At 42.3% G+C, this 13,827-nt stretch carries 6 protein-coding genes; all 6 read right to left on the reverse strand.

What is annotated here, in order from left to right; translation table 11 throughout:
• Positions 1-5: 5 nt before the first annotated feature.
• Positions 6-1,448, reverse strand: coding sequence for a sodium/pantothenate symporter (gene panF / locus AC25Y1_RS12180; RefSeq protein WP_488148271.1), 1,443 nt, complete (start codon positions 1,446-1,448; stop codon positions 6-8).
• Complete coding sequence (locus AC25Y1_RS12185) at positions 1,445-1,720, reverse strand: YhdT family protein (RefSeq protein ID WP_488148272.1); 276 nt, start codon at positions 1,718-1,720, stop codon at positions 1,445-1,447. Before AC25Y1_RS12185 ends, panF begins: the two co-directional genes overlap by 4 nt.
• Entirely contained in the window at positions 1,714-3,318 is a 1,605-nt protein-coding gene (locus tag AC25Y1_RS12190) for a gamma-glutamyltransferase family protein (protein ID WP_488148273.1), read from the reverse strand. Before AC25Y1_RS12190 ends, AC25Y1_RS12185 begins: the two co-directional genes overlap by 7 nt.
• A 158-nt stretch (positions 3,319-3,476) precedes the next feature.
• Positions 3,477-7,427, reverse strand: coding sequence for a S8 family serine peptidase (locus tag AC25Y1_RS12195; RefSeq protein ID WP_488148274.1), 3,951 nt, complete (start codon positions 7,425-7,427; stop codon positions 3,477-3,479).
• Positions 7,428-7,741: 314 nt separating this feature from the next.
• On the reverse strand, positions 7,742-9,577 hold the full coding sequence (locus tag AC25Y1_RS12200) for a cell wall-binding repeat-containing protein (RefSeq protein ID WP_488148275.1): 1,836 nt from the start codon (positions 9,575-9,577) through the stop codon (positions 7,742-7,744).
• A gap of 221 nt (positions 9,578-9,798) precedes the next feature.
• Positions 9,799-13,800: a S8 family serine peptidase gene (locus AC25Y1_RS12205; protein ID WP_488148276.1), complete on the reverse strand. Its 4,002-nt coding sequence runs from the start codon at positions 13,798-13,800 to the stop codon at positions 9,799-9,801.
• Between the last annotated feature and the right edge of the window lie 27 nt (positions 13,801-13,827).

Below are 13,827 nucleotides of genomic sequence, written 5' to 3' on the forward strand. Positions count from 1 at the left end.
ATCAACTAATAGATAAATTCCCGCTTCTTGATCAATAAACTAAACGCAATATACGCAAAAAATGAGAAGACGACCGGCAATGTGACGGTGTGGACGCCGAAGAGGAATCCGTTTGCTTCGTTGTAAAAATGGAGTGCTATGTAGGAAACCATTCCTGTGATCATTGAAGCGATTGCGCCGTATTTATTGCCGTATTTCCAATAGAGGCCCATGACGACTGGCCAGATGAAGGCCGCTTCGAGTCCTCCAAATGAGAATAGATTTAAGAAAATCAATAGTTCGGGTGGTTGTAAGGCGAGTAGGAATACGATGACGCCGAGTACGCCTGTCACACCAAAACTCATCCATTTAACGGTTGATTCTTTCGCGTCTGGTTTTATAAAGTTTAAGTAGACGTCTTTGACGACTGCTGAACTAACCAGTAACAACAGTGAGTCCACTGTCGACATAATGGCTGCCATCGGGGCTGCGAGTACGATTCCCGCTAACCACGGTGGTAAAACTTCTAGTGCCAATAAAGGAATTACTGTGTCAGGAACATCAATCCCTGGTAAAACCGGACGTGCAAAGACTCCGATTAAATGCATATTCAGCATGATAAAGCCGGTAACAATGGTCCCGATAACGAGTGCACGGTGCATCGAGCGCGAGTTTTTGTAACTCATTGCGCGCACTGCCATTTGAGGAAGCGCGACGACGCCAACACCGACTAGAATCCAAAATGAGGACACGTATGCCATTGTTAAACTTCCATCTGCACCAAATGGCGTGACGAGACGCGGGTTTTCATTTAACAAGTCTTGCATGATGGCTGGTACACCGCCGCCAGCAATGATGACTGCGATGAGTAAAATCAGCGTTCCAATGACCATAATTGCACCTTGCACGGCATCGGTCACCGCAACTGCGCGGAAACCGCCGATGACGACATAGACGAGGACTGAAATCGCAAAAATAAAGAGCGCTGATGTGTACTGAAGTCCGGTGAGCGATTCGATGAGACGACCGCCGCCGACCCACTGCGCTGTCATTGCGGAAAATAAAAAGATAATAATGGCAATTGCTGATAAAATGGCGACAGCCGGGCTATTGTACCGGACTTTTAAGAAATCGATAAGCGTAACGGCATTGTATTTCCGGGCGAGTATCGCGAATTTCTTACCAAGAATAAGGAGTACGAAATACCCCGTAACTACTTGGGCCATCGCAAGTAGTACCCAGCCGAATCCAACTGTATAGGCTGTTCCGGGTCCACCTAGGAAACTCGATGCACTTCCATATGTCGCAACCATTGTCATTGCCAGAACAAAACCGCCAAGTTCACGGCCACCAAGGAAATAGTTTTGCAGAAAGCCTTTGTCCGACTCCATTTTTCTCGATGAAATCAATCCAATAGCAAAAATCGCAATGAGAAAAATGGCGAGCGGTGCAATAACGCCTATATTCATAACTCCTCACCATCCTCGAATGGGACTTCTGTAAGGAAAAACTTTGCAATAATGATTACGAGAACCGAGATTAAGACAAATCCGACGACGCAACTATAGAAGAACCACGCGGGAAGCCCAAATACATACGTGTATTCCTCCACTGGACGTGATCCGAGTCCATAGGCGAAGCCGAACCACCATATGAAGTTGAACACTGCGAGTCCGACACCAATGAGTGCTTCGCGGTGCGCAATTTTAAAGCGCCAATCTGTATTGCTTTTATCTACCATAAGACAATCGCTCCATCTGTTCGGGTTTCTGTTCCTCCCGATAATACACCAGTTTCAGGATTTCGCCATATGATTTGGCCTCGTCCAAATGACCCGTTATCGAGAGTTGGTTGAATATCGTGCCCTAAACGAGTAAGTGCTTGTGCTAAGTGGTTTGGGAAATTTGGTTCTACGTGAACAGTATTTCCTTTGATCCACTGCCATCTCGGTGAATCGAGTGCGGCTTGGGGGTTTAATTGGTAATCAATTGTATTTACGATCATTTGGAAATGTCCTTGCGGCTGCATGAATCCGCCCATGACTCCGAACGGACCGATTGCTTGTCCGTCTTTTGTCAGAAAGCCCGGGATAATCGTGTTATAAGAACGCTTCCCTGGTTTTAACGCGTTCGGATGTGTCGGGTCGAGCGAAAAGTCGGCGCCGCGGTTTTGGAGCGCGATTCCCGTATTTGGAACGACGATGCCGGAACCGAAGCCCATGTAATTGGACTGAATGAAGGAGACCATATTCCCTTCGCCGTCCGCTGTGGCTAGGTAAACGGTGCCGCCTTTCGGGAGTTCGTATGGCTCCGGAATTGACGCCTCGTTTGTGATTTTTTCTGCGCGTTTTTCGGCATATTGTTCTGAAAGCAAATGTTCGACATCGATTGGCATTTCGTTTTCCTCGGTGATGAACGCTTTTCCGTCGATGAATGCTAGTTTCATAGCTTCGATTTGTTCATGGAGCGTTTTCGTATTTTCCGGGATCGCCGGGCTTAACTGCGAATAAATATTCAGCGCCATGAGCGTCACCATGCCTTGGCCGTTCGGTGGGATTTCCCATACATCATAGCCGCGGTAGTTTGTCGAAATCGGTTCAACCCATTCGACTTTGTATTTTTCTAAATCTGTTTTTCGTAAATAGCCGCCGTATTTAACCATCGTGTCCTCGATTTTGTCTGCAAGCGCTCCTTTATAGAAGGAATCTGCATTTGTTTCGGCAATGGCGCGTAAGGTTTCTGCGTGACCAGGGGATTTCCACACTTCGCCGATTTCCGGCGCGCGTCCATCAGGTGCAAATGTTTCAAACCAAGCATTAAATTCATCAGTTGTGAATGAAGTGCTAAAACGCTTGTATGCCAGTTTCCAGTACTTACCTAGAATTGGCGTTAGCGGGTACCCTTCTTCGGCATAGCGAATGGCTGGTGCGAGTGATTCTTTCAATGATAGTTTCCCGAACTTTTTTGCTAGTTCCGCCCAAGCCGCCGGGACACCTGGAACTGTGATTGGGGTGAGCCCGTGAGTCGGCATTTTTTCGTGACCTGCTGCTTTTACTTTATCTATTGTAAGTGCTTCAGGCGAAGGACCTGATGCGTTTAGACCGTGAAGTTTATTGTTGACCCAAACGAGTGCAAATGCATCGCCGCCGATCCCGTTTGAAGTCGGTTCGACTACGGTAAGTGCCGCCGCTGTTGCGATTGCTGCATCGATGGCATTTCCGCCTAATCGCATAATTTCAATTCCCGCTTGTGCGGCGAGTGGTTGTGAAGTGGCCACCATGCCATTTTTCGCGAATGCTGTATGTTTTGTTGAAGGGTAAGGGTTATATAAGTAATCCATTTAAATGCCTCCATGAATCGTATTGTTGGGTAATGTAGCTGTCTTCATTATACAGAATGAGGGTGTGGATTGGGGAGAGATTTTGCTTTCAAGCTAATTGGTTTATTCATTAAGATAGAGCACTTCTCAATTTAGAGAAGTGCTCTAGAAAGTGTTACTTAATCAATCAGTTTTTCTAACTCGCTGTATACTTCTGCACTTACTGCATTTTCTCCACCGAAGATTGTTAGACGTTGAACGTCTTGATCAGCAAGATAACTTGATACATATTCTGGAACGATTGCGTGTACAAGAAGTACCCCGCTATTCGTGTTAGCAGCTAAAACTGCTCCAGTTAACGCATCTGCGTAATCTGTCCCAGTCGCTACGTATAGGTGATCGTTAGCAACACCATAATGATTTGCGATAAGTGTGTTAGTTTCATAACGATCAAGTCCACCTAGACGGTTCGCGCTTGGAAGTTCGCTTGCTACTGTATCAGAAACAACTGTTTTACCACCGACTACGATTGTGTTCGTCGCGCCTAGTTTTTCAAGTGCATCCGCTGTTTCTGCAGGGATAGAATCTTTTAGTGTTAACAGAATCGGTGTTCCCGCTTGCGCTGCATGTGATGCAACAGATAATGCGTCTGGGAAGTTCAATCCATTGGCAATGACTACTTCGTCAGAACCATTTGGTGCAACCAACTCAGCAATTGCTGCTGCCGTTGCAAATCTATCGTCTCCACCAGCACGTGTAACTGCGATATTCGCATTGACAAGCTCTTTTTCAACGTTTTCACTTACAGCCGCGTTTCCGCCAAGCACGATTGCTTGAGTCGCACCTAGACGTTCGATTTCTGCAAGGACTTCGTCTGTCAAGTCGTCAGTTAATGTTAGAAGAATTGGCGCTTCAAACGCATAAGCCAATGGAACACCGGCTAATGCATCAGCAAAGTCGTTTCCGCGAGCGATTACGACAGTTTCTGCTGATTCCCAACCTTCCGAACTGATTTCAAGTGCTGTTTGGTAGCGATCGACACCAGAAATTCTGCTCATTTTTTCAGGAACTTCAGGTTCTTCAATTACATCTTCATCAATGATAACTTTTTCAGCCTGGTTGCCTGCTGCATCAACGTATTTCACGACTACGCTATCTGCATTTTCATTACCAAAATCAAAAGTGAATGAACCATCTTGTTGAAGTGTGATTGGTTCTGAAACAGTTTCGCCGTTTGTTTTTACTTCAGATGTTGCTGTAAGTTTTGTATTAATGTCGTAGCCGAGTCCGTATTTTACAAGTTCAGCTTGATAGTCTACGTATTTGTCTACAATTGTACCAGTTACCGTTGTTCCTTCGACTGTGCTGTCGATAGAACCTGGAGAAGATTTAACAACAACTGGCCCGACAAAGTCTCCAATTGTACCTGCATCTGTTACTGCAGTATAGTCAATTGTATATAAACCATCTGGAATTGTTGTTGCAGGATCCGGTGACCAAGGTGTGTATTGCCCTGCTACATTTAGTGTATAAGAACCTGCACCTAATGAAGCTCCAGCATGTAAATATCCGATGTATCCATCTCCATATTGACCGCCTGTTGGATTCATGATATCCCAAAGTTCGACATAGTTCGTTTTGACATCACCAGTAATTGTGAATGCTAGTGTTGCAGAGTCTTTATAACCGTCACCATCAAATGATAAATCAGTTTCTGAAATACTCATATCTTTAACAGTTACTGCTGCAATACCACCGAAATCTGCTGCAAATGGTAATGATAGTTCAGAATCTGCACCATTAATATGGATGTAACCAAGAATTTCATTGCCTGGTTTCGTATTTTCATTTTTAGAAGCAGTTAGTGTCACTGTGATGACTTCTTCACCGTCTAATGTGAATGATGATTTGTCGACTGAAACCGCTGCATCTCCAAATTCTTTTGTTACATCTATCGATACATCGAAGTTTCCGCCAACGTTTTTGAGGTCTTTAACGAGAATTTCTTTTGTAACAGTAATATCTTCTTGAAGTGATTGTGGACCAAATGTTACTGTCCCTTTTAAGTTTTCAATCTTTTCGCTATCAGCATCTGGTAAAGCTTCATCTACTGCATAAGCAAGTACGTTTGCATGTGCTGCTGCATATGCATTTACACGACCTGCCCCTTGAGCGAATACGTCATATTTGTCTGTATCTAAGATTTTTGCTGTATTGGATAGCGCAACTTTAACGTCGAACGCATTCCAATCCGGATTTGCTTGTTGTATAAGCGCTGCAATTCCTGCGATATGTGGCGTTGCCATAGACGTACCTGTTTTTCTTGTGAAGGCATGCTCATAAGTCGCATTTGGGAAATCTGCTTTGTACATTGGAATTGTAGACATAATATTTGTTCCTGGTGCACTTACATCTGGTTTGATATCAAAATTCGGCACGGATGGTCCGCGTGAACTTGAATTATTTACATCGTCACCTTCAGTAGTTGTCGATTGTACATTTGTGAATGTAACCGTTCCGTTTGCCTCTTCAAGTGCAGCACGGATTGCGATTCCATCTGTATAAGACATATCTACTGTCGGAAGGAAAGCAAAGTCATCTCCCAAGAAGACATCGGAAATACCTGGTGTGTTAGATCCGTTATGAGAGTTATGAATAATTGTCGCTACAGCACCGTTCACTCTAGCATTTTCAATTTTTTCAACGAACGCGATATCTCCACGTACGATTAATGCTACTTTCCCATTAACGTCAATTCCTTCAAAGTCTGTAGTATTACCGATTCCCGGTACTGCTACAAGTTCAAACTCTCCTGCAAGTTGTTGCGATAAATCTACACCAAAAGTTGTAGACATTAAATTCAGTTGTGAGGAAAGGCTGTAATCTCCTGCTTCAACTGAAACATTTACGTCATACATTGTTTCTGGATTTGTTGTATTCCCAACTGCAATACCGAATGGTGCAGTTGATGGAGTACCCATTGTTCCACGATTCGGACCTGAGTTACCTGTTGCAACAACTGAAATTACACCAGCAAGCATTGCGTTATTAATCGCATATGAACCTGCATCTGTTTCAGTGTTGGATCCACCACCTAATGATAGATTGATAACATCCATTTCTTGAATAACTGCTTCTTCAATGGCTGCGATAATGCCTGAAGTTGAACCACTACCGTAAGCACCGAGTACACGGTATGCATAGAGGTCCACTTTTGGTGCAATTCCTTTAATGCCAAATTCGTTATTACCAATAGCGGCAATTGTTCCTGCAACATGCGTACCGTGAGATGTATAGAACGAACTTCCGTTGGCATTAAATTCTGGCGTGCCTGCTGGACGTTCTACTGGTGATGTTTCAGAAGCATCATCATCAGCACGTTCTCCTGTGTAGGTCGAAGAATTTGGAATAAAGTTCTTTCCACCTTTATAAATTCCTGCAAAATCAGGGTGATCCGCATCGATTCCCGTATCGAGAACTGCTACTTTAATTCCTTGTCCTTCAAATCCTTCATCCCATAGTGGTTCAATACCTAAGAATGAGTTACTTGTATTCATAGCCATATCGACTTGTCCATTTGCTGTGACTGAGTTGTCTTCAAATGCATGAACTTCAGCATCTGGCTCAACTAGTGTGACGCCTTGAATTTCTAACAACCTTTTGAGGTCATCCGCTTTAACTTTAGCAGCGAAACCGTTTAAGACAGTATCATAACTAAAGCTCTCTTTAAAAGTAATTTCATTTGCTTTCATTGCTTTTTTCAGTTCATTTTGTTGTCTTGATACGTTTGCTTTTACTGATTTTTCATCAGCTGCAGAAAATTTCTCTCCAGCTACTTCCTTAATACCTTTTTCAAGTGCTACAGGTTTTTCAGAAAGATGGATGATTACATCCACTTCTTGCTTCCCTTTTAATTCTTCAAGATCCTTATGTAATCTTGGAGCTTTTTCAGTCAATCGTAGCTGTTCTGCGATTGCCAGTTTCTGTTGTAGAACGCTTTCATTTTGCTTGTTCGCTTTAAATGGTTCTGTTTTTGCTGCTGACACGGATGAAATCGGTGTAAACAACGAAAGAACCATGACGAATGCTAGCAAAGTACTAAAATACTTTTTGAAATTACTTCTCATCATCTCTTAATCCCCTTTTTCTTTTTTTCATTAGTAGTAATTATGCAACAATAGTATCATAACATAAGACTATTTTTAATTAATAGAATAAGCTACAATAATTACCAAAATTAGAAAAATGAGTCTTAATACTCCTTATTTTTGCCACTCTTCAATTTAATTAGTTCAATAGTCACACTTACAAGCTATACAAGATCTTTACCTTGTTTATATCACCTTTTTCTTCGGTAAATATTGTCAAACTATATTTCTTACTTGTCCATAAAAAATAGCCCAATTTCCATTGAGGAAATTGGACCCTAATCATTTATCTATTATTAATCAATCAGTCTTTCTAACTCGTTGTATACTTCTGCATTCACTGCATTTTCTCCACCGAAGACTGTTAGGCTTTGAATTTCTTGTTCAGTTATATAGCTTGAAACAACTTCTGGAACAACCGCATGTACTAGGAATACTGCGCTATTTGTATCTGCCGCTAATACTGCACCAGTTAATGCATCTGCGTAATCTGTTCCTGTTGCTACATAATGATGGTCGTTATCGACACCGTAATGTGTTGCGATTAAAGTGTTTGTTTCGTAACGATCTGCACCGCCTAAACGATTCGCACTTGGAAGCTCACTTTCTACTTCTTCTGATACGACTGCAGTTCCACCTACTACAATTGTACTTGTCGTACCAAGTTTTTCAAGAGCCGCCGCCGTTTCAGCAGGAATTGAATCCTTTTGCGTCAACAAGATTGGCGTTCCTGCTTTTGCTGCATGCGATGCAACAGATAATGCGTCTGGGAAGTTCAAGCCATTTGCAATGACAACTTCGTCAGCCCCATTAGGTGCAATCAATTCTGCAATTGCTACAGCTGTTGCAAATCTAGTATCTCCACCAGCACGAGTTACTGCAATGTTTGCATTTACGAGCTCATTTTGAACTGTTTGACTAACAGCTGCTGTTCCACCAAGAACGATTGCTTCTGTTGCACCTAGTCGTTCAATTTCTGCAAGTAAATCATCAGATAATTCATCAGTTAATGTTAAAAGAATTGGCGCTTCCAATGCATGTGCTAATGGAACACCCGCTAGTGCATCCGCAAAGTCATTTCCACGAGCAATGACTACTGTTTCAGCAGATTCCCAGCCTTCCGCACTAATTTCAAGTGCTGTTTGATAGCGATCCAAACCTGAAATTCTAGTAAGCTTTTCAGGATTTTCTGGTTCCCCAGGTTCTTCTGGCGCTTCATAAGAAACTACGAATGATGCGTTGGCAGTATTTCCGGCTGCATCTTCAACGAAAATCGAAACTTCGTTATTACCGTCTTGAAGTCCAGTTACATCAAATGCGAAAGTGCCATCTTGCTCAAGCGTCACTTCACCATTTGAAACAACATCGCCAGTTTCTTCTTTTGCTTCAAAAGTTGTTGAAATCTTCGTATTTACATCATATCCAAGTTCGTTTTGTTCAAGTACTGTTTGGTACTCGATGTATTTGTCTACAAGATTACCTGTAAATTCATATGTTGAGTCCTCCGCAACATGCTCATCTTCTGAAACAACTTCAGCGGGTGTACTCTTAACAAACACAGGTCCAAGTTTAGCAGTTGTTTCCTCCACATCACCTGTTAGGTTTTCCCCTAGGAAATCCATGCTATATACACCATCAGGAATCATTTCTGGTTCATCCGCATTTAAATCCCACGGCATGTATAAACCATCAAAAGCAAGCGTATATGGTCCAGGTTCAATTTCAAAGTCAGCATAGATATAACCAATATACCCATCACCATAATCTCCACCAGTAGGATTCATATAGTCGAATGCCTCAATCCAGTGAATGCCAAAAGAGTCTTCTAGTGTTAAAGTAATTTCTGCTGAATCTGATGAACCTTCTCTATTAAAAGCTAAGTCTGTTTTATCAATTTCATAATCGATAATTCCTGCATTATTTGCAAGATCGGGATTTACTTTAACTTCTCCTCGATTTAATTCAAAATGATTCTTGAGATTTTCTGCCTTTTGTTTAATAACACGATCTTCTTGTCCACTTTGTTTTACCGACGTATTGCTGTTTGCCGAAGCAACTGGCGATAACATAGACAATACTAAAGCTGCTGATAAGATAGTCCCCAAATATTTCTTTACCTTGTTATTTTTCAATGTACATCTCTCCTTCTTCCTCTTGTTCGCGGATTATACAGAATTGCGCGACACAACAAATCTAACACAATCCGACAAAGTCATGTACATTTATTTACAATTAACCTAAAATGAACCATACATACCATAAATATTCATTAGAGACTTCTACCCAGTCTGAAATTCAAGATAAAAGACAGAGCCCGTTCTCGATTGAGAAACGGGCTCTATTTATCTAGCTATTAGTCAATTAGTCTTTCTAACTCGTTGTATACTTCTGCACTTACTGCATTTTCTCCACCGAAAATCGTCAGACGTTGAACTTCTTGTTCAGAGATGTAGCTTGATACATAATCCGGAACAATAGCATGTACTAGAAGTACTGCGCTATTCGTGTTAGCAGCTAACACTGCTCCAGTTAATGCATCTGCGTAATCTGTTCCAGTTGCTACGTACAGGTGATCGTTATCTACACCATAATGTGCTGCGATTAACGTGTTTGTTTCATAACGGTCAAGTCCACCTAGACGGTTCGCACTTGGAAGTTCGCTTGCAACTGCGTCAGAAACGACTGCAGTTCCACCGACTACAACTGTGTTTGTTGTGCCTAGAGATTCAAGTGCATCCGCTGTTTCAGCAGGTACAGAATCTTTTAGCGTTAATAGAATTGGCGTGCCAGCTTGCGCTGCATGTGATGCAACAGATAGTGCGTCTGGGAAGTTCAAGCCATTTGCAATGACTACTTCTTCAGCGCCATCTGGAGCAATCAATGCTGCAATTGCTGCTGCTGTTGCGAATCTATCGTCTCCACCAGCACGAGTAACCGCAATGTTCGCATTGACAAGCTCATTTTCAACGTTTTCACTTACAGCCGCGTTTCCGCCAAGCACGATTGCTTGAGTCGCGCCTAGACGTTCGATTTCTGCAAGGACTTCGTCTGTCAAGTCATCAGTTAACGTTAGAAGGATTGGCGCTTCATACGCATAAGCTAATGGAACACCCGCTAATGCATCAGCGAAGTCATTCCCACGAGCGATTACGACAGTTTCAGCTGATTCCCAACCTTCAGAACTGATTTCAAGTGCTGTTTCGTAGCGGTCAATTCCTGAAATACGGTTCATTTTTTCAGGTTCTACTGGTTCTTCAGGTTCTTCACCTTGTTCGTATGCAACAACAAACGTTGCTTCTGAACTGTTTCCTGCTGCGTCAACAACAGAAATTGTTACGTCGTTATTTCCTTCTACAAGCCCACTAACATCAAATGCAAAATTACCATTTTGTGAGAGTGTCACTGGACCGCTTGAAACTACGTTTCCAGCTGCATCTTTCGCTTCAAATGTAGTTGTAATTTTTGTGTTTACGTCATAGCCAAGACCATATTGTTCAAGTTCAGTTTGATAATCAATATATTTGTCTACAAGATTACCTGTAAACTCATAGTTTGATTGCTCAGAGAAATGATCTTCTGCTGAAACAATTTCAGCTGAAGTGGTCTTAACGAATAGCGGCCCATCCCAAGCGCCTACAACAGAATCTCCTTCACCCATGTTTAATGCAGTGAAGTCAACCGTGTAAATACCATCTGGAATGTCCTCGAATCCTGTTCCACCCCATGGTGCATATTCTCCCGCAATTGGAAGGTAGTAACTACCCGGTGCTAATGAAGAACCTGCGTGCAGATAGCCAATGTAGCCATCTCCGTATTCTCCACCTTCAGGATCTTGAATATCCCATAGTTCAACATAGTTTGTTGCAACTGGTGTATTCAATACGAAGTTTAGTTGACCTTCATCTTGAACACCGTCACCGTCAAACGATAAATCTGTTTCTGTTAAGTGATAATCTGATACACCCGCTGCAGTTCCTGCTGAGAAATCAACTGCAAATGGTAATGAAAGTTCTGTTGCACCATCAGTAATATGAATGTAGCCAAGAAGCTCGCTTCCTGCTGGCGCATCCGCTTGTGGTGCATTAAGTGTAACGTTTAATACTTGCTCATCTTCTAATGTAAATGTAGTTGTATCAACAGTAACTGTTGCATCACCAAATGCTTTTGTTACTTCAACTGACACATTATATTCACTAGCATTTTCAGATAGATTTTTAACTCGAATTTGTTTCGTAGAAGAAACATCTCCGTCCACTACTTCTGGATGGTGACCGAATGTTACAGTCCCTTTGATGTTTTCAACTTCATTTTGACCTGATACTACTCTATCTTCTGCATATGCAAGAGCTGCTGGGAATGTTGCCTCGAAAGGTTGAACACGTCCTGCACCTTGCTCAAATACATCATATTCATCTGTATCAAGTACTTTTGCTGTGTTTGATAATGCTACTTTAACATCAAATGCATCCCACTCTGGGTTCGCATTCATGATCAATGCTGCAACGCCTGCGATATGCGGTGTTGCCATAGACGTACCTGTGAAGCGTTCAAATGCTGTTGAATAATCTGCATCCGGCACTTCTTTTCCGTAACGTGGAACTGATGACATAATGTTTGTTCCAGGTGCGGAAACATCAGGTTTAATATCAAAATGTGGTTTTGTTGGTCCACGTGAACTTGAATCATTTACTGCATCACCAGTAGATGTCACGCTGTCAAACTCACCAAATGTAACTGTTCCAGACGCATCTCCAAGAGCCGCACGAATTGCCGCGCCATCTGTATAAGACATGTCTACTGTTGGAATGAATTCAAAGTCATCTCCAAGGAATACATCCGAGATGTCTGGTGCATTCGATCCATTTGAAGCGTTGTGTATAATTGTTGCAACTGCACCTTGCGCTTTCGCATTTGCAATTTTATCAACAAATGCAATTTCGCCACGAGAAATCAGTGCAACTTTTCCTGCTACGTCGATGCCTTCAAAGTCACCAACAGTACCAATTCCCGGAACTGGTACAAGGTCATATTCACCTGCAAGTTGTTCAGCAAGGTTTGCCCCGAATGTTGTACCCATAAAGTTCAGGTTTTTAGAAAGCTCTACACTGCCTGCTTCTACTGAAACAGTACCATTATGCATCGTTTCAGGGTTCGTTGTGTTTCCAACCGCGATACCAAGTGCTGCTGCAGCTGGTGTACCGATTGTTCCACGGTTAGGACCAGAGTTACCAGTTGCTACAACTGAAACTGTTCCTGCAAGCATTGCGTTGTTAATCGCAATTGAATCTGCTGATGTTGAATCATTTGTTCCGCCGCCAAGGGAAAGGTTGATAATATCCATTCCTTCTTCAACAGCTTTGTTAATACCAGCAATAACGCCAGCATTTGTCCCACTACCATATGCACCAAGTACACGGTATGCATATAAATCTACTTTTGGTGCGATTCCTTTAATGCCGTATTCATTTGCACCGATTGCAGCAATTGTACCTGCAACATGTGTACCATGAGATGTATAGAACGAGCTTCCGTTCGTGTTAAACTCAGGTCTATGGTCTGGACGCTCAGATGGAGTTGTTTCATATGGATCATCATCTGCACGTGGTGTTGTGTAATCATTTCCGTTATGTGGTACAAAGTTGAAGCCGCCTTTGTAAATTTCGGCAAACTCAGGGTGGTGATAGTCGATACCAGTATCTAAGACTGCGACTTTAATGCCTTCCCCTTCGTAGCCTTCATCCCAAATGTCTTCAACACCTAAGAATGAAACACTAGTATTCATTGCCAAGCCATTGTCGCTTGATGATGATGCTGATGCATCTTCATAAGCATGAACTTCTGTAACGGGCTCTACTAAAGTAACGCCATCGATTTCAAGAAGTTTGCTAATGTCATCCGCTTTAACGCTAGCAGAGAAACCATTTAATACTGTGCTATAAGAAAACCCTTCTTTATAGGAGATCTTATTTGCAGTCATTTCTTTTTTCAAAAATTTATGTTGTGCTTGTACTTTTGATTTTGCTGATTTTGCATCTGCACTTGTAAATTTCTTACCAGCAAGTTCTTTAATTCCCTGCTCTAGTGCAACTGGTTTTTCAGAAAGTAGAATGATAACGTCTACATTCTGTTCCCCTTTAACATTCTCCAAGTCTGTATGTAGTCTAGGAGTTTGTTCGAGCAATTGTAATTGTTCTGCAACTGCTGCTTTTTGTTGGAGTACACTTTCGCTTTGTCGTTCCGTTTTAAACGCATTTGCATTTGTCGTTGCAGATGCATACGGCACGAAAAGCGAGAGTACTAGGGCAAGTGACAAAAATGCACTTAAGAACTTGGTAATCCCGTGATTTTTTCGCAATTAACATATCCCCTTTACCTTGTTAGT

This window comes from Sporosarcina sp. Y1009 (assembly GCF_057669865.1).